The organism is Paraburkholderia sp. PAMB 6770 (assembly GCF_057748135.1).
This window is the reverse complement of sequence record NZ_CM173238.1, coordinates 1,921,819-1,942,811: the sequence shown is the minus strand read 5'-3', so window position 1 is coordinate 1,942,811 and position 20,993 is coordinate 1,921,819. Positions and strand designations below refer to the sequence as shown.

Genomic DNA, 20,993 nt, shown 5'->3' with positions numbered 1-20,993 from the left:
TGACGGCTGTCCGGGTTGCCGGCCCGCGCTACAATAGCGGATTCGATGCACGCGGTGCATCGCGTATGCATCACGTATGCCGCGCGTCGGCGCGGCGTCCCGCACGCCGCCCCCCGCGCGCGTGCCGCCGGTTGCGGACCGCGTGACGCTGCCGCGCCCGCCCGTGTCACCGCCATTCTTCGCCGGACCACTACCGTTATGCCGCAGACTCCCGCTTCCGCCTCGCCGACTCCTTCCGCCGCTTCGTCCGCGGTGCCGAAAGTCGGTTTCGTTTCGCTCGGCTGCCCGAAAGCCCTCGTCGATTCCGAGCAGATCATCACGCAGCTGCGCGCCGAAGGCTACGACATTTCGGGCACGTATGACGGCGCAGACCTCGTGGTCGTCAATACCTGCGGCTTCATCGACGAGGCGGTGCAGGAAAGTCTCGACGCGATCGGCGAGGCGCTCACCGAAAACGGCAAGGTGATCGTCACCGGCTGCCTCGGCGCGAAGAAGAGCGCGAGCGGCAGCGGCCTGATCGAGGAAGTCCACCCGAAGGTGCTCGCCGTCACCGGCCCGCACGCGCTCGGCGAGGTGATGCAGGCCGTCCATGCGCATCTGCCGAAGCCGCACGATCCGTTCGTCGATCTGGTGCCGGCCGCCGGCGTCAAGCTCACGCCCCGGCACTACGCGTACCTGAAGATCTCGGAAGGCTGCAATCACCGCTGCACGTTCTGCATCATCCCGTCGATGCGCGGCGATCTCGTGTCGCGCCCGCTGGCCGAAGTGATGCTCGAAGCGGAGAACCTGTTCAAGTCCGGCGTCAAGGAACTGCTCGTGATCTCGCAGGACACGAGCGCGTACGGCGTCGACGTCAGGCATCGCACCGGCTTCTGGAACGGCAAGCCGGTCAGGACGCGCATGACCGAACTCGTCACCGCGCTCGGCGAGCTCGCCGCACAGTACGGCGCGTGGGTGCGCCTGCATTACGTGTATCCGTATCCGAGCGTCGACGAGATCATTCCGCTGATGGCCGACGGTCCGCTGAAGGGCCACGTGCTGCCGTATCTGGACGTGCCGTTCCAGCACGCGCACCCCGAGGTGCTCAAGCGGATGAAGCGGCCGGCCAATGCCGAGAAGGTGCTCGAACGGGTGCGCGCATGGCGGGCGATCTGCCCGGATCTGACGATCCGCAGCACGTTCATTGCCGGCTTCCCCGGCGAAACCGAAGCGCAGTTCGAGACGCTGCTCGACTTCGTCCGCGAGGCCGAACTCGATCGCGTCGGCTGTTTTGCGTACTCGCCGGTCGAGGGCGCGGGCGCGAACGAGCTGGACGGCGCGCTGCCGGACGACGTGCGCGAGGCGCGTCGCGCGCGCTTCATGGAAGTCGCCGAAGCCGTGTCCGCGAAGCGGATTGCCCGCAAGGTCGGCAAGACGCTCAAGGTGCTGGTGGACGAGATCAACGTGGACGGCGGCATCGGGCGCAGCGCCGCGGATGCGCCGGAGATCGACGGCGTCGTCTACATCGCGCCGGCGACGAAGGCGTCGAAGCGCTACAAGGTCGGCGATTTCGTCTCCGTGAAGATCACCGGCGCCGACGGCCATGACCTGTGGGGCGAGGTATAACCGATGAGCGACGGTGCACGCGCATCGATCCTCGCGCTCGGCGAGGCGATGGTCGAATTCAATCAGCCGACGAAGGATCTGCCCCGCTACCTGCAGGGCTTCGGCGGCGACACGTCGAATTTCTGCATCGCGGCGGCCCGCCAGGGGGCGTCGACCGCCTATCTGTCGGCGGTCGGCGACGATCATTTCGGGCACCTGCTGCTTGACCTGTGGCAGCGCGAAGCCGTGCAGACCGCGAACGTGCGCGTGAATCCGGACGCGCCGACGGGCGTCTATTTCGTGTCGCACGGCGAGCAGGGCCATCGTTTCGACTATCTGCGCGCGGGCTCGGCGGCGAGCCGCTATACGCCCGAGGATCTGCCGCTCGACACGATCGTCGCGGCGAAGGTGCTGCATCTGTCGGGCGTGAGCTTTGCGATCAGCACGAGCGCCTGCGACGCGGCGTTCGCGGCGATCGGCCACGCGCGCGATCACGACGTGCAGGTGAGCTTCGACACGAATCTGCGCCTGAAGCTGTGGCCGCTCGTGCGCGCGCGTGCGGTGATGCTCGAAGCGCTACGTCAGACCGATATCTGCCTGCCGAGCTGGGACGATGTCACCGCGCTGACGGGACTGGGCGGCCGCGACGAGATCGTCGACTTCCTGCTCGCGCTCGGGCCGCGCGTCGTCGCGCTGAAGCTCGGCCGCGAGGGCGCCTATGTCGCGACGCGCGATGCGCGCGAACTCGTGCCGCCGTACCGTGTGGACGCAGTCGATGCGACCGGTGCGGGCGACTGCTTTGGCGGCGCGTTTATCGCGCGGATCGTCGCGGGCGACGATCCGGTGACGGCCGCGCGCTATGCGAACGTCGCCGCCGCGCTGTCGACGCAGGGCTTCGGCGCGGTCGCGCCGATTCCGTTGCGCGCGGCGGTCGAGCAGGCGCTGCGCGCGGGCTGACAGCACGCGCCGCGCGCGTTACGGGACAGGACGAGGACGGGCCAGCGCGATCGCAGCGCGGTGCGTCCGCTTTCGCAGAACAACTTGCGGGACAGCTCGCGCAGGACAACTGGCGGGACAACTGGCGGGACAACGACAGGAGCGGATCATGCAACGAGACGTGGTGGTGGTGAGCGGCGTGCGCACGGCGATCGGCGACTTCGGCGGCAGCCTGAAGGACTTCTCGCCCACCGATCTCGGCGCGCGGGTGGTGCGCGATGTGCTCGCGCGGGCCCAGGTGAGCGGCGACGAAGTCGGTCACGTCGTGTTCGGCAACGTCGTGCATACCGAGCCGAAGGACATGTATCTGGCGCGCGTGGCGGCGCTCGATGGCGGCGTCGCGCAGCATGCGCCGGCGCTGACCGTGAACCGCCTGTGCGGCTCCGGGCTGCAGGCGATCGTGAGCGCCGCGCAGAGCGTGCTGCTCGGCGACGCCGACATCGCGATCGGCGGCGGCGCCGAAAGCATGAGCCGCGCGCCCTACATGATGCCCGCGGCCCGCTTCGGGCAGCGCATGGGCGACGCGCGTCTCGTCGACATGATGCTCGGCGCGCTGAACGATCCGTTCCAGCGCATTCACATGGGCGTGACCGCGGAGAACGTCGCGCGGCGCTACGGGATCGGCCGCGACGCGCAGGATGCGCTCGCGCTCGAATCGCACCGGCGCGCGGCGCGCGCGATCGCCGCGGGCTACTTCCGCGAGCAGATCCTGCCGGTGACGGTCGCGACGAAAAAGGGCGAGGCCGTGTTCGATCAGGACGAGCACGTGCGTCTCGATGCCAGCGCCGACGATTTCGCGAAGCTCAAGCCGGTGTTTGCGAAGGAAGAGGGCACGGTGACGGCCGGCAACGCCTCCGGCATCAACGACGCGGCCGCGGCCGTCGTGCTGATGGAGCGCGGGGTAGCCGAGCGGCGCGGCGTGCAGCCGCTCGCGCGGCTTGTCGCGTACGCGCATGCGGGTGTCGATCCTGCCTACATGGGCATTGGTCCGGTGCCGGCCACCCGCAAGGCGCTCGAACGGGCGGGATTGAGCGTCGCGGACCTGGACGTCATCGAAGCCAACGAGGCGTTCGCCGCCCAGGCGTGCGCCGTGAGCCAGGAACTCGGGCTCGATCCGGCGAAGGTCAATCCGAACGGCTCCGGCATCTCGCTCGGTCATCCGATCGGCGCGACCGGCGCGCTGATTACCGTGAAGGCGCTGTACGAACTGCAGCGCATCGGCGGACGCTATGCGCTCGTCACGATGTGCATTGGCGGCGGCCAGGGGATCGCGGCCGTCTTCGAGCGGATCTGACGCAAACGTATCGGAAGCGGACGGGGCGGCCGCCCGCTTCATGCCACCAGGAAAGGAAGGATGCAGGAATCGAAAGCGAAGCACCGGACGCTGCCCGGCAAGGACCGCTTGTCGCGACTCGCCGGCGCGCTCTGCGGCGTCGGCGCCAGCGTCGGCGTTTGTGTTTGTGTTTGCGTCTGCATCGCCGCGGCGCTCATGGGCTGGCCGCACGATGCGCGCGCGGAGGACACGGCGGCGTCGGCGCCCGTCGCGGCGCTGAAACCCAATCCGGCGTTCGCGCATTTTCCGGGCTACGCCGGCACGCTCGGCCAGCGTCCGATCGTGTTGCGGCTCGGACCGCAGGCGGGCGATTCGTCCGGCGTGCATGGCGAATATCAGTACACCGATACGGGTGAGGTCGTCCTGATCGCCGGCGATCGCGAAGGCGATACGCTCGAAGCAGAGGATTCGACCGACGGCACGAACATCGTCGGCAACTGGGTAGGCCGCTTTGCGGCCGACGGCTCGCTCGCCGGCGACCGGATGAACCCCGACGACTCCGATCCGCAGCCGTTCGACCTGCATCCGCTCGCGGTGTCGGCCGCCGGCGCTTCGTCGCCGGCCACGCAGGCCGCACAGGCCGCACAGGCCACACAGGCCACACAGGCCGCACAGGCCGCACAGGCCACACAACAGGCCACACAGGCCGCGCCAGCCGCGCCAGCCGCACCGAAACAGGCGCCCCTGGCCACGCCGCCGGCGCCGCGCAGCCAGGCGGTCAACGGCGTGAGCAACCTGTCCGTGGGCGACTGATGCGCGCCGCGTGGTCCGCACCGTCGTCCGTTCCATCCCGCTACCAGCGACTCTCACATGACTGAATCCACATCCAGGCGCGGTCTGCAGACGCGCATCGTGCACGCCGAAGACCAGCTCACGCCGGGCTTCGAATCGTTTGCCGTGCCGGTCGAGCGGGCCTCGACGGTGGTCTTTCCGGACCTCGCGACGATGCGCGCGCTCGACTGGCGCAACGACGCGCAATGGCGCTACGGCCTGCACGCCACGCCGACCTCGCTGGCCCTCGCACAGCGGCTCGCGGCGCTCGAAGGCGGCAACCAGGCGCTGCTGCAGCCGTCGGGCCTCGCGGCGATCTCGAACGTGTATTTCGGATTCCTGAAATCCGGCGACGACGTGCTGGTGCCGGACAACGTCTATTCGCCGAACCGCGATCACGGCGAGTGGCTGGCGCGCGACTTCGGCGTATCGGTGCGCTACTACGATCCGCTCATCGGCGCGGGCATTGCCGCGCTGATCCGGCCGCAGACGCGGCTCATCTGGCTCGAAGCGCCCGGCTCCGTCACGATGGAAGTGCCGGACGTGCCTGCCATCGCGGCCGCTGCGCGCGCGCGGGGCGTGCTCACCGCGATCGACAATACGTGGTCCGCGGGCCTCGCGTTCCGGCCGTTCGATCACGGCGTCGACATTTCGGTGCAGGCGCTGACGAAGTACCAGTCGGGCGGCAGCGACGTGCTGATGGGCGCGACGATCACCGTCGACCCCGCACTTCACCTGAAGCTGAAGTCCGCCCGCATGAGGATGGGGATCGGCGTGTCGGCCGACGACTGCTCGCTGATCCTGCGCAGCCTGCCGAGCATGAAGGCGCGCTTCGAGCAGCATGACCGCAGCGCGCTCGCGCTGGCGGGCTGGCTGAAAACGCGTGAGGAGATTGCGGCGGTACTGCATCCGGGGTTCGTCGACTGCCCGGGGCACGCGAGCTTCGCGCGCGACTTCACGGCGGCGGGCGGACTGTTTTCGGTCGTGTTCGATGCGCGCTATACCCCGGCGCAGATCGACACGTTCTGCGAGGCGCTCGACCTGTTTTCGATCGGCTGGAGCTGGGGCGGGGCGCACAGTCTCGTGATGCCGTACGACGTCGCGTCGATGCGCACGGCTTGCGCGTGGCCGCATCGCGGGACGCTCGTGCGCTTCTATATCGGCCTCGAAGACGAGGCGGACCTGCGCGCCGACATGGCGCACGCGCTCGCGACGCTCGCCTGAGCGGCGCGGCAGACCGCCCGGCGGCTCGCGCGGACCTCGGCCCCGGCCGGCCGCGCGCGGCGCGTCAGAACAGGCGGAGCAGGCCGTCGAGTCCGACGTGGTTGAAGGCGACGCAGGCGGCCTGCTGCACCACCGGCTTCGCGCGAAACGCGACGGACAGCCCGGCTGCCGCCATCATCTTCAGGTCGTTCGAGCCGTCGCCCATCGCGATCGCGCGCGACGGCTCGATGCCGAGCTGCGCGCACACGTCGAGCAGCGTGCGCGCCTTCACGTCCGCGTTGACGATCTCGCCGGTTACCCGCCCGGTGAGCTTGCCGTCGACGATTTCGAGCGTGTTCGCGCGCGTGTAATCGAGTCCGAGCCGCGCTTTCAGCCGCTCGGTGAAGAACGTGAAGCCGCCCGACACGAGCAGCGTCTTCAGACCCGCGGCGCGCGCGCCGTCGAGCATCTGCACGGCGCCGGGCGACAGCCGCAGCCGTTCTTCGTAGACGCGTTCGAGCGCGTGTGCGTCGAGTCCGGCGAGCAGCGCCACGCGGCGCGTGAGGCTCTCGTTGAAGTCCTTGATCTCGCCGCGCATCGCGGCCTCGGTGATCGCCGCGACCTGCGCTTTCAGCCCGCAGAAATCCGCAATCTCGTCGATGCACTCGATCGTGATCAGCGTGGAGTCCATATCCATCGCGACCAGGCCGAAATCGCGCAACTGCCGCGGCTTCACGAACGCGTAATCGAGCGCATGAGTGCGGCAGTACACGTCGAGATCGGCGCGCTGCGCGGGCTGCGCGTCGACGATACGAATCGCGCAGGCGTCGATGACGACGGCGTGCGAGCCGCGCGCGAGCGCGACGAGCGGCGTGTGGTGTTCCGCCGGTAGCGGCGCGGGGCTTTGGATGACGAGGTTCATGACGACGCAGGCGAGAGCGCGCGAGGCGCGGGCTAAATCCCGCTATTGTAGCGGCTCGCGCACCCGCCGCCAGGGCGCTTCAGCGCGGTGCGGCGTCCCAGTAAGGCGGGTCGCCGAAATGCCCGGCGAGGAAATCGACGAATGCGGTCGTTTTCGGCGGCACGAACGCGCGGCTCGGATAGAGCGCCCATAGCGCGACCGTCTCGGCGAGCGGATAGCTGTCGAGCACGGTGACGAGCGCGCCGCTGTGCAGATACGGCGCGACGTCCCACGTCGACTTCAGCGCGATGCCGAAGCCGGCCAGCAGCGCATCGCGGATCACTTCGCCGTTGTCGGTCGCGAGCCGTCCGCGCACCCGCACGTCGAGCCGCCCCGTGGGCGTCTCGAATGCCCAGCTGCGCTGGTCGGCGAGAATCACGCATTCGTGGTGTTCGAGGTCGGCCGGATGCCGCGGCGTGCCGTGCGCGGCGAGATACGCGGGCGCGCAGCAGATCACGCGGCGGTTCACCGCGAGGCGGCGCGCGACCAGCGTCGAGTCCTTCAGTGCGCCGAGCCGGATCGCGACGTCGACGCCGGCATCGACGAGGTCGACCAGCTGGTCGGTGAGCCGCAGGTCGACGCTCACGCCCGGGTAGCGCCGCAGGAACGCGGGGATGACCGGCGACACATGCTGGCGACCGAACGACGACGGCATCGACACCCGCAGCCGGCCTTGCGGTTCGCCCTGCGCGCGGCCGACGCTGGCCCGCGCGGCGGCGGCCGCATCGAGCAGCGTCTGCGCCTGGGCGAGGAAGATCTCGCCGTCCTGCGTCAGGCTCACGCGGCGCGTGGTCCGGTGCAGCAGCCGCGCGCCGAGCAGCCGTTCGAGCTGCGCGAGACGGGCGCTCGCGACCGCCGCCGACAGCCCGAACTCCCGGCCGGCGGCCGACACGTTGGCGAGCAGCGCCGCGCGCACGAACAGGCCGACGTCGAGCAGATCGAGCCGCTCGCGGCCATGCGCGGCGGGTCCGGAAAGCGGAGGGGCGGGCGTCGGCATTATTCTGATTTACAAGAAAATGTTTAAGCCATTATGGCGCTTTTTTGTGATGACGGATCGTCCTATGATGCAGCGGTGCAGTCGCCTTCCGGCGCAGCAGCGCAGCAACGCCGGGCACAGGCGGTTCCGTCATTCACGAAGCCAGGAGAAATCATGAAAGCCGTCGGTCTTTATCGCTATCTGCCCATCGATCACCCGGAGGCCCTGCTCGACGTCGAGCTGGCGACGCCTCAGCCGGGCGAGCGCGACCTGCTGGTGAAGGTCGAGGCCATCTCGGTGAACCCGGTCGACTACAAGGTGCGTGCGCCGAAGGACACCGTCGAGCCGGCCCCGCGCGTGCTCGGCTGGGATGCGGCCGGCACGGTGGCCGCGGTCGGCGCCGGCGTGACGCTCTTCAAGGTCGGCGATCCGGTCTACTACGCGGGCAGCATCACCCGGCCGGGCGCGAACAGCGAGTATCACGTGGTCGACGAGCGGATCGTCGGGCGCAAGCCGGCTTCGCTCGATTTCGCGCAGGCCGCCGCGCTGCCGCTCACCGCGCTCACCGCATGGGAAGCGCTGTTCGACCGCCTGGGCGTGTCGCCGCAGGGCGCGCACGCGGGGCGCTCGGCACTGATCATCGGCGGCGCGGGCGGGGTGGGCTCGATCGGCATCCAGCTCGCCAGGCAGCTCGGGGGGCTGAAGGTGATAGCCACCGCGTCGCGCCCGGCGTCGGCGAAATGGGCCACGGAACTGGGCGCGGATCACATCGTCGACCACTTCGGCGACATCCCCGCGCAACTGAAGCAGCTCGGCTACGACGAAGTCGACTACGTGCTGATCTTCAACGACACCGATCAGCATTTCCCGGCCGCGGCCCACGCGATCCGGCCGCAGGGCGGCATCGTCACGATCGTCGAGAACCGGCAGCCGGTGCCAGTCGAACTGCTGAAGGCGAAGAGCGCGGCGTTTCACTGGGAGTTCATGTTCACGCGCGCGATGTTCGGCACGCCGGACATGATCGAGCAGCACAAGCTGCTCAACGAGGTGGCGCGCCTGATCGACGCGGGCACGTTGCGCACGACGGTCGGCGACGTGCTCGGCAAGATCGATGCGCAGAACGTGCGGCGCGCGCATCAGCTGCTCGAAGCCGGTCGCGCGATCGGCAAGCTCGTGCTCGCCGGGTTCTGAACGCGCGGCGCATAGCGCGTGGCGAGGGGCGCATGGCGCGTGGCGCGTGACAAAAGGGGCAAGGGGCAAGGCGCGCGTGGCGGCGCGCCGCGACCAGCGGGTTAACACCCAAGCGTCGCGCCGCGTTTTCGGCGCGGCCCGGCGTTAGACTGGCGAAAGCCCGATGCTCGATCGTCGTATCGCCGCGGCATCTGCCAGGCTGCGGCATCCCGTGGAGATCACCGCATGCGCCCCTGCCTCAGATCTTTCGCCGTATCCGTGCTGATTGGCGCCGCCTGTGCGTGGGCGGGCGCGGCCGGCGCGGCGACGCCGATCACGGTCACCTCGAAAGCCGCGACCGACGGCCCGATCCGCTACACGGTGCGGTTCAGTTCAAAGACATACGGCGACGTGCACGACACCCGCACGATCCGCTCCGGCGAGTCCGACGACTACACATGGATGACACAGCCGCCGGGCGGCCAGGTCGTCGTCGCCGAGGCGTGCCCGGACTACGACAATCTGCCGCTCGACGCGAGCGGCGCGCTGATCCGTCAGACGCGCATCCGCTTTGCGCCGGTGGTCGCGCACGACGGCACCGCGACCGTGCAGATGAGCGTGTTCGCGGTCGCACCGCGCGGCATGAAGGACGTCAAGGTCAAGGGCAAGCGCCTGCATTGCCCGGACATGGCGCGGCTCGACCAGCTCGTGCGCTTTTCGATGCGCACCGACGGCAGCACGAAGACCGTGACGCTCGCCGACGGCACGCAGGTGTCCGTGAGCGCGCAGCGCTGAGCGGAGGGCACTGAGCGGAGGGCACTGAGCGGAGGGCACTGAGCGGAGGGCACTGAGCGGACGGCACTAAGCGGAGGGCACTAAGCGGACGGCACTGAGCGGACGGCGCTGAGCGGAGGGCGCTGAGCGGGCAGCGACGTCCGTCAGCGCGGCTTCGCCGCCGCGCGCTCGACGAGCCGGGCGGCGAGGAAGCGATGCTCGGGCGAAAACAGGCGCCGGTAGGTGAGCAGGACGGCGCCCACCGTGCCGAGCGCCGACGCCGCGGCAATCAGGAACATGATGACGATCTGGTAGCGCACCGCCTGCAGCGGCGACTGGCCGGCGAGCACCTGGCCCGTCATCATCCCGGGCAGGCTGACCACGCCGACCACGGTCATCTGGTTCAGGGTCGGGATCATGCCGGCGCGCACCGCCTGGCGCGCCGCGGCCTGCGCCGCCTCCCAGCGGGTTGCGCCGAGCGCGAGCGCCATCTCGACGCGGTCGCGCCGCGCGGTGAGCTCCTCGGTCATGCGCTCGATGCCGAGCGATACGCCGGTCAGCGTGTTGCCGAGGATCATCCCGAGAATCGGAATCGCATACTGCGGCGCATACCACGGGTGAATGCGGATCACGACGAAGAGCCCCACCGCCGCGACGAGCCACGCGCTGACCCAGATCGACGCGACGCTGTCGGCGCGCTGGCCGCGATAGGTCCGGCTGCCGCGCTGCGCGCCGGCGAGGCCGGCGATGAGGGTCATCAGCGCCATCAGCGGGAGCACCGCATACCAGCGGTCGAAGCGGAATACCCAGCCGAGCACGTAGCCGATCGCGAGCAACTGCACGACGGTGCGCAGCGCGGCCCACGCGAGCTTGCGTTCGAGGTCCAGCTTCAGCAGCACGGACAGCGCGCCGTTGACGAAAATCAGCAGTGCGGCAACGCCGACATCCCACAGGCTGAGGTTGTGCAGATTCATGAGGCGGGCGTTCCGTTCGTGCCGCTCGTTCGGGGCGTGCCGCTCGCCCGGTTCGCGTCGGACATGTCCTGTGCGCCGTGCTCCGCGGGGGCGGCAGCGGGAGCGCTCTGCGCGTCCAGCACGCCGGCGCGCATCGTCAGTCGACGGCGGCTCATGCGCGCCGCCTGGGCCGGATCGTGCGACACCCAGACCGACGCGCGCGCGATGCCGCCCGCGTCGCCGGCCTGACCGGTGTTGCCCGCATAGAACCACGCATCGACGAGTGCCTCGATCGCGCGCGACGAGGCCGGATCGAGCGACGCGGTGGGCTCGTCGAGCAGCAGCACGTCGGGCGCAAGCTGCAGCACGCGGATCAGCGCGGCAATCTGCGCTTCGCCGCCGGACAGCTCGCTCGCGCGCCGTTCGAGGAAATCCGCGCCGCGTCCGGCCTGGGCGGCGAGCGAAGCGGCCCGCGCGCGGTCGAAGCGGGTGTCGCGATAGACCCGGAGCGTGTACGGATAGCGCAGGTTGTCCTCGACGGTGCCGTCGATCAGCGCTGGCCGCTGACGCAGATACGCGACATGGCGGCGAAACCGCGGCATCGTTGCGCGGCCGACCGGCTGGCCGTGCCAGAGGACGTGGCCGCTGTCGGGCGCATCGAGCAGCGCGAGCGTGCGCAGCAGCACGCTCTTGCCCGATCCCGATGCGCCGGTGATCGCCACGCGGTCGCCGGGCTGCAACGCGAACGAGGCCGGGTGAAGCAGCACCCGGCCACTGGCCGGATCGCGGCGGACCAGGTGTTCGGCTTCAACGAGCGGGGAAACATTCATCTTGGGCGGGCGCGAGATCGGTAAAATGCGGCGCCGTCGTCGTGCGGCGCGCCGGCCCGACGGACCGGTGCGCGTCATGATAGGCGAAGCCGGCTGGGCATGCGACGTGCTTGCCCGTGCGACCAACGAGGTAGAACCACGCGGAGTGACGGATGGCAGAGGCGAACACGATCGGCAGACGGACCCGGCGGGTCGTCGCATGGCTGGCGGCGGTGATCGTGGTCCTGATGGCGGCGCTGGTGGTGGTGCTGCTGACCTTCGACTGGAACCGCGCGCGTCCGTGGGTGGACCGCACGGTCAGCGACGCGATCGGGCGGCCGTTCGCGATCAACGGCGATCTCGCCGTGGGCTGGCGGCGCCCGGCCGGCGAGACCGGCTGGCGCGCGTGGGTGCCGTGGCCGCGCTTTTCCGCGCAGCAGGTCACGATCGGCAACCCGGCCTGGGCGAAGCAGCCGGACTTCGCGACGCTCGATGAAATCGACTTCGAGGTTGCGGTGCTGCCGCTGCTCGCGCACGCGATCGTGATTCCGACGATCCGCCTCGTGAACCCGTCCGTGGATCTGGAGCGCCTTGCCGACGGTCGCGACAACTGGACGTTTGCGATGCACAAATCGGGCAGTCCGTCGACGTGGCGGGTGGATCTGCACGATATCGTGTTTGCCAGGGGCGAGATCGCGCTGGCCGACGCGCAGACGAAGACGGACGCGCACGTGACGGTCGATACGCTGGGCCAGCCGATTCCGCTCGGCGAGGTGCTGAAGCGGCAGGAGCGCGCCGCCCATGAAGCGTCGGCGCAAATGATCGGCCGCCAGGGGGCGGATCGCTTTGCGGCGCAGGCCAATGCGCTCGCGGCGTCCGAGGCGGCGGCCGCGGCGCGCGCGGCTTCGGCTTCGGTTGCGGCGTCGGGGGCGGCGGCCAGTGCGATTCGCACGCCGGGCGGGCGGGGTGCGTCGGCGTCGGCGTCGGTGGCAGCGTCGGCCGCCGCGGGGGCGTCGGCGTCCGCGACTGCAGCGGCCGCATCGGCCGGCGCCGCGTCCGTCGCCTCCGTCGCCTCCGCTGCGTCCGTCACGTCCGTCACGTCCGTCGCGCAGAGCGGCGCCGCGCAAACCCCGGCTTCGGCTTCGGCTACGGCCTCCGTGCCCGCCGCGGCGCCGCTCTACGCGATCGGCTGGACGCTGAAAGGGCGCTACCGCGGCACGCCGGTGTCGGGAAGCGGCAAGCTCGGCGGGGTGCTGGCGCTGCAGAATCCGCACCGTCCGTTCCCGCTGCAGGCGGACGTTCGCGCCGGCGATCTGCGCGTCGCGTTCGCCGGCACGCTGACGGACCCCATGCATCTTGCGGCGATCGACATGCGCCTGTGGCTGCAGGGCACCAGCATGGCGCATCTGTATGCGCTGACCGGCGTCACGCTCCCGGAGACGCCGCCGTATGCGACCGAAGGCCATCTGATCGGTCATTTCAAACGCGGCGCCAGCGTGTTTCGCTATGAAGACTTTACCGGCCGCGTCGGCGGCAGCGACCTGAACGGTACGCTCACTTATACGCAGCGCGAACCGCGTCCGCTGCTGCAGGGCGAGCTGGTGTCGAACCTGCTGCGCTTCGCGGATCTGGCGCCCGTGATCGGCGCGGACTCGCACGCGAGCAAGGCGCGTCGCGGCGATACGGTACGGCAGCCGGCCGGCAAGGTGCTGCCGGTCGAGCAGTTTCACACCGATCGCTGGAAGGCGATCGACGCGGACGTCCGCTTCACCGGCCGACGCCTGATCAAGAATCCGGCGTTGCCGATTACGCATCTCGATACCCACATCGTGCTGCAGGACGGCGTGCTGTCGCTCGAACCGCTCAGCTTCGGCGTGGCCGGCGGCACGCTGTCCACCGACATCCGTCTCGACGGCGCCGCGACGCCGCTGCGCGCGCGCATTTCGGCCTCGGCGCGGCATCTGAAGCTGAAGCAGCTGTTCCCGACCGCGAAGACGATGCAAAGCGCGCTCGGCGAAATCAACGGCGACGCCGCGCTGTCGGCGACCGGCAACTCGCCGGCCGCGCTCGCGGCGACGTCCAATGGCGAACTGAAGGCGCTCGTCACACAGGGCACGATCAGCCGGCTGCTGATGGAGGCGGCCGGGCTGAACGTCGCGAACGTCGTCTACGAGAAGCTGTTCGGCAGCAGCGACGTGAAAATCAACTGCGCGGCGGCCGATTTCACCGTGAACGACGGGATTGTCGATCCGCGCGTGTTCGCGCTCGATACCTCGGACGCCGTGATCGATATCGACGGCAAGGTCGATCTGCGCAACGAGACCCTCGATCTCGGCATCCATCCGCATACGAAGGGATTGCGCGTGTTTTCGCTACGCTCGCCGCTGTACGTGAAGGGGACGTTCGCGGATCCGCACGTCGGCGTGGATGCGACCGCGCTCGCATTGCGCGGCGGCGCGATGATCGGCCTCGGGCTGATCAATCCGTTCGCGGCGCTGATTCCGCTGATTGCGCCGAGCAACAACCAGCCGCTGCCGTGCGGCGCGCTACTGGCGAAGGAACGGATGCGGCCGACCGCGCCGCCGCCCGGACAGGCGCGCCGGCACGGTAACCCGTCAACCCAGGCGAAGCGCGACTAGCGTGCGGGCGGGCGTGGACTCGCGCGAACGTGCGCGCGCGAGGCAACCCCTAGCGCAGCGAGCGCGGCGTCGTGTCGCCCGACGCATCCTGACGCCGGGCGGCGCGGCGCGGGCTGCCGGCGGGACGGGTGGCGCCGAATTCCGGCAGGATCCGGCTGCGCGCGCGGCTCGCGAACACCAGAAAGCCGAAGCCGTCGGCTTCGTACCAGTAGCCGCCGTTCTCGAGGCCGTCGAGCGGCTGTTCGAGCGCGTTTGCGATCGATTCGATGCAGCGCCGCCGCAACTCCGGGGCAGCCGGATAAGGGGGATGGGCGCCGCGCACGCTGCACAGCAGGACGTCGAGGCCGGGCAGCACGTGCGCGTACAGCACGGGTTCGTCCTGTGCGCGGGCGCGGGCGATTTTCGTGTCGAGCTGGTAGAACGGCTTGAATTGACGAAGCACGGTCAGGAACGACTCGTCACTGTCCGCCTTCACGCGCCTACGCTTTTTCGGGAAGGACATAAAAATTCGCCTGAAAAGGAATTGCACAACACGCAGCGTCCTCATGCGACCACTCCCGGCCTCGCGCCGCCGCACGCCGATCTTTTATAGCATACGAAGATGCCAGATTCACGGTGCCTGGCGCTTCGCCCTACCCGGCACCGATCCGCACGAATCGTGCCGAATCGCGTTGCTGCGCGCACTCGAATCCCAGCACATGCGCCTCGACTTCTGCCTCCATCATAGTCCTGCCGATTCGCGGCGGAGGGGCTTCGCGCGCAAAAAAATCGACATTTTCGTGCGCTCGGCCGCGTGTTCCGCCGCGCATTGAAATATCCGGACTTCACGTCGATAATGACCCGATTCCGGTTGCGCAGTGCGTCAGCCGGCGCCGCGCGAGCGTAGCGGGCGCCGTGCCCGAGTGTCGCCTCGCACGGACCGACTGCCGGGCCATTATGAAACTTTTCACCAAGGGGCTGCTGCTGATTGCGATGCCGAGCGTCGTCGAACTGGCGTTGCTCGGCGCGGTGTTCGACACCCAGCAGCAAACCGCGCGCGCCGCGCTGTCGGCGGCCAACAGCGAGCGCGTCCTGTATGAAGCCTCCGCGCTGCTCGATCCGCTATTGCGCGAGGTTGGGCGCGTGCGCACCGCAATGGTGACCGGCGACCCCGCCTTCATCGACCGGCGCGCGGCGTGGATCGAACTCGGCGACCGGCTCGATGCGCTCGGCCGGATGGTCGGGCACACGCCGCAGCAATCCGCGCGGCTCGCGCGCATGCGCGTCGAGGTCGACAGCTACCATGCGCAGGCCGAGGCGATCTCGCAGGCGCTGCACGCCCATCGCAGCATTGCGTCCTACCGCGACCTCGAAACCGGGGAACTGCCGGTGCAGGCCGCCCGGTTTCGCGACGAACTCGACAGCTTTGACGCCGAAGCGACCCGGCTTGCGGCCGCGCATCGCGCGTCGCTCACGCGTACGCGCATGTTTCAGCAATACGCGCTGATCGCCGCCGTGCTCGGCTCGATGCTGATCTGGGGCGTGGCGGCGCTGATATTCGCGCGCAGCATCGGCCGCCGGCTCGCGGTGCTGATCGGCAACGCCGCTCGGCTCGGACTGGGGCAGACGCTCAGCGCGCCGCTCACCGGCAACGACGAGATCGCGGGGCTCGACGCGGCGCTGCATCAGACCGGCGCGCGGCTGCGCGCGTCCGACGCGCAGCACGCCGAGCTGAAGGTGCGCCTCGAAGCGCGCGCGAAGGAACTGGCCGAAGTCAACGAAGCCTTGCGCCAGGAGACCCAGGACAACGAAATGTTCATCTACAGCGTGTCGCACGACCTGCGCTCGCCGCTTGTGAATCTGCAGGGCTTTTCGAAGGAGCTGGAGGTGTCGTGCGCCGAGGTGCGGGCGGCCATCGACACGGCCGGCCTGCCCGGGCACGACCGGCGCCGCTTTGCGGCCGTGCTCGACGGCGACATGCGCGAATCGCTCGATTTTCTGCGCAGCGCGGTCACGCGCGCCGCGGCGATCATCGAGGCGTTGCTGCGCATTTCGCGGGCAGGACGGATGGAATTCCACTGGCAGCGGGTCAGCATCGGCCGGGCGGTGGCGCGCGTGACCGACGCAATGGCCGCGCGCATCGACGCGCGCGGCGCGCGCGTGACGGTGCGCGAACTGCCGCCGGCGTGGGGCGATCCGGGCGCGATCGAGGAAGTCTTCGGCCACCTGCTCGGCAACGCGCTGAACTTTCTCGATCCCGGCCGCGCCGGGCGCATCGAGATCGGCGCCTGCGATCCGGAGCCGCCCGACGCGCCGCGCGCGGGCGCGCCGCGCACGCGAACCTATTACGTGCGCGATAACGGACTCGGCATTCCGGCCGCGTGCACGTCGAAGGTGTTCCGCGCGTTCCAGCGTCTGCACGGCGACGTCGCGCCGGGCGACGGCATCGGGCTCGCGCTCACGCGCCGCATCGTCGAGCGGCATGGCGGACGCGTGTGGGTCGAATCGGCAGAAGGCGCCGGCTCGACATTTTTTGTCGCGCTGCCGGAGCAGCCGATGCGGCCTTGAAATCCGCCGTCAACCGGCTGGGCGAACGCAGCCGGCATGCCAACGAGATCGTCCGCGCGCCGCGCGGGCACGGAGAAACGATGAATACCGGGGATAGCGTCAGCATCGTGCTGATCGAAGACGACGACGGCCATGCGACGCTGGTCGAGCGCAACCTGCGCCGCGCGGGCGTCACGAACCGCGTGATCCGTTTTACCGACGGGCAGGCGGCGCTCGATTACTTTTTCGGACCGGCGCCGGCCGCAGGCGCGACCTCGGGTCATCCGCCGCGCGAGGATCTGACCCACTTCGTCGTCCTGCTCGATCTGCAGATGCCGCGCGTGGACGGCTTCGAGGTGCTGCGCCGGCTCAAGGCGTCGCCCGCCACCGCGGCCGCGCCGGTGATCGTGCTGACGACCACCGACGATCCGCGCGAGATCGCCCGCTGCTACGAGCTGGGCTGCAACGTGTACGTCACGAAGCCGGTCGAATACGACGCGTTCATCGACGCGGTGCGGCGGCTCGGCTTTTTCCTGAAGGTGGTCAAGCTGCCGCCGGGCCAGCGCTTTGCGTCTCCCTGATCCTTGCCGCGGGGGTTCGCGGCGGCGGCATTCGACATCCGATCCAGCATGACCCCAGACGTTTCAACGCATCCCGCTGCTCACGTGCTTGTCGTCGACGACGACGAAGGCATCCTGCGCCTCGCGCACAAATCGCTGCTGCGCGCCGGATGCCGCGTGTCGACCTGCATGAGCGTCGAGGACGCACATGCGCGCCTCGTCGCGGACGCCCCCGATCTGCTCGTGCTCGATTACCAGCTTGCCGGGCCGGAGACCGGGCTCGACTTCTTTCGCCGTCTGCGCAGCGAAGGGGTGCGCGTGCCGGCGATCCTCGTTACCGGTTTCACCGACGAATCGCGCGTGATCGAGGCGTTGCGCGCGGGCGTTTCCGACGTGGTGCCGAAGTCCGGCGATTATCTCGGCTACCTGCCCGAGGCGGTCGAGCGCGTACTGTCGCAGGAGCGCTTGCGGCGCGCGTCGGCCGAGGCGGCGCGCCTGCGCGATCGCGAACTGCACTACCGGACGCTGTCGGAAGCGCTGCCCCATCTGGTGCTGACCTGCGGACCGGATGGCGCGTGCGATTTCCTGTCGAAGCAGTGGATCGACTACACGGGGCTCGACGAAGCCGCCTCGCTCGGTTTCGGCTGGCTCGACGCGGTGCACCCGGCCGATCGCGACGACGTGCGCGACAGCTGGCTCGAAGCGGTCAGCGGCGGCGCGAGCGATTACCGGCACGAATGGCGGATCCGTCGTCGCGACGGCGCATATCGCTGGTTCGATGCGCGCATCGTCGCGGTGCGCGATGCGGCCGGGCGCGTCGCGCAGTGGTTCGGCAGCTGCACGGACGTCCAGCCGCAGCGCGAGGCGATGGAGGAGCGCGAACAGTTGCTCGCGTCCGAGCAGGCCGCGCGCCTCGCCGCGGAAGAGGCCAATCGCGCGAAGGACCGGTTTCTCGCGATGCTGTCTCACGAGTTGCGCACACCGCTCACGCCGGTGCTCGCGGGCGCGCGGGTGCTCGAACAGATTGCCGGCTTGCCGGAGAGCGCGCGTGCGAGCGTGCTGATGATTCGCCGCAACGTGGAGCTCGAAGCGCGGCTGATCGACGATCTGCTCGATCTGACGCGGGTCGCGAACGGCAAGCTGCGCCTGTCGCTAGAAAAGGTCGACGTGCACGAAGTGATCGACAGCGTGCTGGAGCTATTTCGCAGCGAGATCCAGGTGAAGCAGCAGGACGTGCATATCGCGAAGGACGCGCTGTCGCACCACGTGCTCGCCGATCGCGCGCGGCTGCAGCAGATGCTGTGGAACCTGATCCGCAACGCCGCGAAGTTCACGCCGGACGGCGGCCATATCTACGTGCGCACGCTTCACGACGGCCGGCATGTGCAGATCGCGGTCGAGGATACCGGCATCGGCATCGAGCCCGGGCAGATCGGCAAGCTCTTCAACGCGTTCGAGCAGGGCAGCCAGAACATGACGCGGCAGTTCGGCGGACTGGGGCTCGGGCTCGCGATCACGCGTGCGCTCACCGACGCGCATGGCGGCAGCGTCACCGCGCAGAGCCCGGGTCCGCATTGCGGGGCGACCTTCACGATCACGCTGCCGACGAGCAGCGCGCCCGACGAGGAACCCGCCGAGCCCGCCGCCGTGAACCCGGCCGCTTCGCCGCAGCTGTCGATCCTGCTGATCGAGGATCACGTGGACACGGCCGACGTGATGGCGCAGCTGATTCGCGCGCTCGGGCACGACGTCAGGGTGGTCGGCCGCGTTGCCGACGCCCTCGCGGCCGCGCAGGCGATCCGCTTCGATCTGGTCGTGAGCGACGTGGGTTTGCCCGACGGCACCGGGCTCGATTTCGTGAAGGCGTTTCGTGCGCACTCCGACGTGCCGGCCGTCGCGATGACCGGCTTCGGCTCGGACGAAGATATCCGCCGTTGCCTCGATGCCGGGTTCACCGCGCATCTGACGAAGCCGGTCAACTTCGCGCAACTCGAACAGCTGATCGAGGACGCGGCCCAGCGCGGCGCGGCGGCCGACTGAGCGGGCGGTGCGCCGCGCCGCCACGCGCGTAGGGCGCGTCCGGCGCGGCGATGGCGGCTGGAGCAGCTCGTGCGTCTAGCGCGACGGGGTTTTCAGCGAATCGCGGATCTCGCGCAGCAGCAGCACGTCTTCGGGCGTCGGCGGGGGCGGCGCGGGTTCCTGCGCAGCGGGTTTGCGCAGATTGTTGATGAACTTGACCATCAGGAAAATGATGAACGCAAGGATCACGAAGTTGATCAGCACCGTGAGGAACGAGCCGTAGCCGAACACGGCGACGCCGGCGGTCTGCAGATCCTTGTACGAGTCGGGGTTGCCCTTGAAGGAAGCCGGGATGTCGCCGAGACGGATGAACTTGTTGGAGAAGTCGAGTCCGCCGGTGGCGACGCCCACGACCGGCATGATCAGATCCTTGACCACCGAGTTGACAATCGTGGAGAACGCACCGCCGATGATGACCCCGACCGCGAGATCCATCACGTTGCCCTTCAGCGCAAATTCCTTGAACTCCTTGACCATGCTCATCGGGATTCCTCCGTGGTGTCCATGGCGCCATGATAGCCAACGCACGGGGGATCCGGTAGTGCCGCGCTAGTCCTCCCGCGCGCGTGCGCGTTCGAGATGTCCGGCGAAGCTGACCGGGTCGATGTTGGTTCCGCACAGCAGGACACCGACTCGCCGGCCCTGCACGGTCTCGCGCAGCGGGCCGAGCAGCGCGGCGGTGGCGGCGGCGCAGGCCGGTTCGACCGCGAGCTTCAGCTGGCGGAACAGCGCGAGCATCGCCGCGCGCAACTCGCCGTCCGACACGGTCACGAGCCGGTCGACATGACGCCGGCACAGTTCGTAGCTGTACTGCTCGGTGTGCGGCGCCATCAGCGAGTCGGCGATGCTGTGCATCGCGCCCATCCTGACCGTGTGATTGGCGGCGAAGCTCCTGCCCATCGCGTCGGCGCCGTCGGGCTCGACGCCGTACACGCGGATGCGCGGATTGGCGAGCCGCAGCGCGGTGGACACGCCCGCCGCGAGCCCGCCGCCGCCGACCGGCAGGATCACCGCGTCGAGGTCCGGCGTCTGCGTGGCCCATTCGTAGCCGAGCGTGGCGGTGCCGAGCACCGTGCGATAACCGTTGAACGGATGCACGAAATAGCGGCCTTCCTCGGCCTCGATGCGACGCACGATATCGAATGCCTCGGCATGGCTGTCCGCGACGACGATCTCCGCGCCGTACTGGCGGCACAGCGCCACGCGCGCCGGGTTGGCGCTGCGAAACAGCACGACCTTCGCGCCGAGGCCGACGCGCATGGCCGCGTATGCGACCGCCACCGCGTGATTGCCGCCCGACACGCAGGTCACGCCGGCGCTGCGCTGGGCGTCGTCGAGCGCGAGCAGGTTCGTGAAGGCGCCGCGCGCCTTGAAGCTGCCGCTCACCTGGAGCAGTTCGAACTTGAAGTTGACCACGGTGTCTTCGAGCGACGGAAAATCGAGCTTGTCGAACACCGGCGTGCGCGCGACCCAAGGTGTCAGCGCGAAATGCTGCGCGGCGATGCCGTCGAGCGTTGGAATCGGTTCGCCGTCGATGGTGTGGTCGGTGTGGAGCGGGGAGGCAGTGGACATGGCGTCTCGGGAAGGTCGATCCTTGAAGATTTGGAGTCGTCCGGCCCCGGTCAGTTCAGACCGGGGCGGTGTGGGCCCGGTATACGC

18 protein-coding genes are annotated in these 20,993 nt (G+C 69.3%); 11 read left to right on the top strand and 7 right to left on the bottom strand.

Translation table 11 applies throughout. The features are described 5' to 3' along the window. The first annotated feature begins 198 nt into the window (after positions 1 to 198). The 5 genes from rimO (at position 199) to AC3AP7_RS08805 (ending at position 5,908) form a co-directional block, all read left to right on the top strand. Complete coding sequence (rimO, locus tag AC3AP7_RS08825; RefSeq protein ID WP_475763898.1) at positions 199 to 1,605, top strand: 30S ribosomal protein S12 methylthiotransferase RimO; 1,407 nt, start codon at positions 199 to 201, stop codon at positions 1,603 to 1,605. A 3-nt stretch (positions 1,606 to 1,608) separates the two neighbouring features. Next, on the top strand, positions 1,609 to 2,541 hold the full coding sequence (locus tag AC3AP7_RS08820; protein ID WP_475763900.1) for a sugar kinase: 933 nt from the start codon (positions 1,609 to 1,611) through the stop codon (positions 2,539 to 2,541). Between the two features lie 148 nt (positions 2,542 to 2,689). Continuing rightward, positions 2,690 to 3,874, top strand: coding sequence for a beta-ketothiolase BktB (bktB, locus tag AC3AP7_RS08815; protein WP_475763902.1), 1,185 nt, complete (start codon positions 2,690 to 2,692; stop codon positions 3,872 to 3,874). Positions 3,875 to 3,934: 60 nt separating this feature from the next. Beyond that, the gene (locus AC3AP7_RS08810; protein WP_475763904.1) at positions 3,935 to 4,666 is read left to right on the top strand and encodes a hypothetical protein; all 732 of its coding nucleotides are present in this window, start codon (positions 3,935 to 3,937) and stop codon (positions 4,664 to 4,666) included. A gap of 57 nt (positions 4,667 to 4,723) precedes the next feature. After that, complete coding sequence (locus AC3AP7_RS08805) at positions 4,724 to 5,908, top strand: cystathionine beta-lyase (protein WP_475763906.1); 1,185 nt, start codon at positions 4,724 to 4,726, stop codon at positions 5,906 to 5,908. Positions 5,909 to 5,972: 64 nt separating this feature from the next. Here the strand turns inward: AC3AP7_RS08805 and serB are convergent, their stop codons facing one another. Together serB and AC3AP7_RS08795 are read right to left on the bottom strand one after the other, a co-directional pair. After that, entirely contained in the window at positions 5,973 to 6,809 is an 837-nt protein-coding gene (serB, locus tag AC3AP7_RS08800; protein WP_475763907.1) for a phosphoserine phosphatase SerB, read from the bottom strand. Between the two features lie 79 nt (positions 6,810 to 6,888). Next, positions 6,889 to 7,845, bottom strand: a complete 957-nt coding sequence (locus tag AC3AP7_RS08795; RefSeq protein WP_475763909.1) for a LysR family transcriptional regulator — start codon at positions 7,843 to 7,845, stop codon at positions 6,889 to 6,891. 153 nt (positions 7,846 to 7,998) lie between these two features. Here AC3AP7_RS08795 and AC3AP7_RS08790 point away from each other — a divergent pair, with 153 nt between their 5' ends. Together AC3AP7_RS08790 and AC3AP7_RS08785 are read left to right on the top strand one after the other, a co-directional pair. Beyond that, positions 7,999 to 9,015 (top strand): zinc-binding alcohol dehydrogenase family protein, encoded by a 1,017-nt coding sequence (locus AC3AP7_RS08790; RefSeq protein WP_475763911.1) that lies wholly within the window; start codon positions 7,999 to 8,001, stop codon positions 9,013 to 9,015. A 225-nt stretch (positions 9,016 to 9,240) separates the two neighbouring features. Next, the gene (locus AC3AP7_RS08785) at positions 9,241 to 9,789 is read left to right on the top strand and encodes a DUF6013 family protein (RefSeq protein WP_475763913.1); all 549 of its coding nucleotides are present in this window, start codon (positions 9,241 to 9,243) and stop codon (positions 9,787 to 9,789) included. 143 nt (positions 9,790 to 9,932) lie between these two features. On the opposite strand, the gene AC3AP7_RS08780 is transcribed toward AC3AP7_RS08785, so the two are convergent. Next, positions 9,933 to 10,742: an ABC transporter permease gene (locus AC3AP7_RS08780; RefSeq protein WP_475763915.1), complete on the bottom strand. Its 810-nt coding sequence runs from the start codon at positions 10,740 to 10,742 to the stop codon at positions 9,933 to 9,935. After that, a complete protein-coding gene (locus AC3AP7_RS08775) occupies positions 10,739 to 11,551 on the bottom strand; it encodes an ABC transporter ATP-binding protein (protein WP_475763917.1) in 813 nt (270 codons plus the stop codon). The genes AC3AP7_RS08780 and AC3AP7_RS08775 overlap by 4 nt, the downstream gene beginning before the upstream one ends. Positions 11,552 to 11,703: 152 nt before the next feature. On the opposite strand from AC3AP7_RS08775, the gene AC3AP7_RS08770 reads away from it, so the two are divergent. After that, complete coding sequence (locus AC3AP7_RS08770) at positions 11,704 to 14,169, top strand: AsmA family protein (RefSeq protein WP_475763919.1); 2,466 nt, start codon at positions 11,704 to 11,706, stop codon at positions 14,167 to 14,169. A gap of 49 nt (positions 14,170 to 14,218) precedes the next feature. On the opposite strand, the gene AC3AP7_RS08765 is transcribed toward AC3AP7_RS08770, so the two are convergent. Then, the gene (locus tag AC3AP7_RS08765) at positions 14,219 to 14,716 is read right to left on the bottom strand and encodes a hypothetical protein (protein ID WP_475763921.1); all 498 of its coding nucleotides are present in this window, start codon (positions 14,714 to 14,716) and stop codon (positions 14,219 to 14,221) included. A gap of 389 nt (positions 14,717 to 15,105) precedes the next feature. On the opposite strand from AC3AP7_RS08765, the gene AC3AP7_RS08760 reads away from it, so the two are divergent. The 3 genes from AC3AP7_RS08760 (at position 15,106) to AC3AP7_RS08750 (ending at position 19,295) form a co-directional block, all read left to right on the top strand. Beyond that, positions 15,106 to 16,716 (top strand): sensor histidine kinase, encoded by a 1,611-nt coding sequence (locus AC3AP7_RS08760; protein ID WP_475763923.1) that lies wholly within the window; start codon positions 15,106 to 15,108, stop codon positions 16,714 to 16,716. Positions 16,717 to 16,796: 80 nt separating this feature from the next. Continuing rightward, entirely contained in the window at positions 16,797 to 17,276 is a 480-nt protein-coding gene (locus AC3AP7_RS08755) for a response regulator (RefSeq protein ID WP_475763925.1), read from the top strand. A gap of 48 nt (positions 17,277 to 17,324) precedes the next feature. After that, positions 17,325 to 19,295, top strand: coding sequence for a hybrid sensor histidine kinase/response regulator (locus AC3AP7_RS08750; RefSeq protein WP_475763927.1), 1,971 nt, complete (start codon positions 17,325 to 17,327; stop codon positions 19,293 to 19,295). A 75-nt stretch (positions 19,296 to 19,370) separates the two neighbouring features. On the opposite strand, the gene mscL is transcribed toward AC3AP7_RS08750, so the two are convergent. Together mscL and AC3AP7_RS08740 are read right to left on the bottom strand one after the other, a co-directional pair. Further along, entirely contained in the window at positions 19,371 to 19,817 is a 447-nt protein-coding gene (mscL, locus tag AC3AP7_RS08745) for a large conductance mechanosensitive channel protein MscL (RefSeq protein ID WP_475763929.1), read from the bottom strand. Positions 19,818 to 19,883: 66 nt separating this feature from the next. After that, entirely contained in the window at positions 19,884 to 20,906 is a 1,023-nt protein-coding gene (locus tag AC3AP7_RS08740) for a threonine/serine dehydratase family protein (RefSeq protein ID WP_475763931.1), read from the bottom strand. Positions 20,907 to 20,993: the final 87 nt, after the last annotated feature.

Coding starts and splice junctions, on each gene's coding strand:
- rimO (WP_475763898.1), top strand. CDS start 199: ATGCCGCAGACTCCCGCTTCCGCCTCGCCGACTCCTTCCGCCGCTTCG.
- AC3AP7_RS08820 (WP_475763900.1), top strand. CDS start 1,609: ATGAGCGACGGTGCACGCGCATCGATCCTCGCGCTCGGCGAGGCGATG.
- bktB (WP_475763902.1), top strand. CDS start 2,690: ATGCAACGAGACGTGGTGGTGGTGAGCGGCGTGCGCACGGCGATCGGC.
- AC3AP7_RS08810 (WP_475763904.1), top strand. CDS start 3,935: ATGCAGGAATCGAAAGCGAAGCACCGGACGCTGCCCGGCAAGGACCGC.
- AC3AP7_RS08805 (WP_475763906.1), top strand. CDS start 4,724: ATGACTGAATCCACATCCAGGCGCGGTCTGCAGACGCGCATCGTGCAC.
- serB (WP_475763907.1), bottom strand. CDS start 6,809: ATGAACCTCGTCATCCAAAGCCCCGCGCCGCTACCGGCGGAACACCAC.
- AC3AP7_RS08795 (WP_475763909.1), bottom strand. CDS start 7,845: ATGCCGACGCCCGCCCCTCCGCTTTCCGGACCCGCCGCGCATGGCCGC.
- AC3AP7_RS08790 (WP_475763911.1), top strand. CDS start 7,999: ATGAAAGCCGTCGGTCTTTATCGCTATCTGCCCATCGATCACCCGGAG.
- AC3AP7_RS08785 (WP_475763913.1), top strand. CDS start 9,241: ATGCGCCCCTGCCTCAGATCTTTCGCCGTATCCGTGCTGATTGGCGCC.
- AC3AP7_RS08780 (WP_475763915.1), bottom strand. CDS start 10,742: ATGAATCTGCACAACCTCAGCCTGTGGGATGTCGGCGTTGCCGCACTG.
- AC3AP7_RS08775 (WP_475763917.1), bottom strand. CDS start 11,551: ATGAATGTTTCCCCGCTCGTTGAAGCCGAACACCTGGTCCGCCGCGAT.
- AC3AP7_RS08770 (WP_475763919.1), top strand. CDS start 11,704: ATGGCAGAGGCGAACACGATCGGCAGACGGACCCGGCGGGTCGTCGCA.
- AC3AP7_RS08765 (WP_475763921.1), bottom strand. CDS start 14,716: ATGAGGACGCTGCGTGTTGTGCAATTCCTTTTCAGGCGAATTTTTATG.
- AC3AP7_RS08760 (WP_475763923.1), top strand. CDS start 15,106: ATGAAACTTTTCACCAAGGGGCTGCTGCTGATTGCGATGCCGAGCGTC.
- AC3AP7_RS08755 (WP_475763925.1), top strand. CDS start 16,797: ATGAATACCGGGGATAGCGTCAGCATCGTGCTGATCGAAGACGACGAC.
- AC3AP7_RS08750 (WP_475763927.1), top strand. CDS start 17,325: ATGACCCCAGACGTTTCAACGCATCCCGCTGCTCACGTGCTTGTCGTC.
- mscL (WP_475763929.1), bottom strand. CDS start 19,817: ATGAGCATGGTCAAGGAGTTCAAGGAATTTGCGCTGAAGGGCAACGTG.
- AC3AP7_RS08740 (WP_475763931.1), bottom strand. CDS start 20,906: ATGTCCACTGCCTCCCCGCTCCACACCGACCACACCATCGACGGCGAA.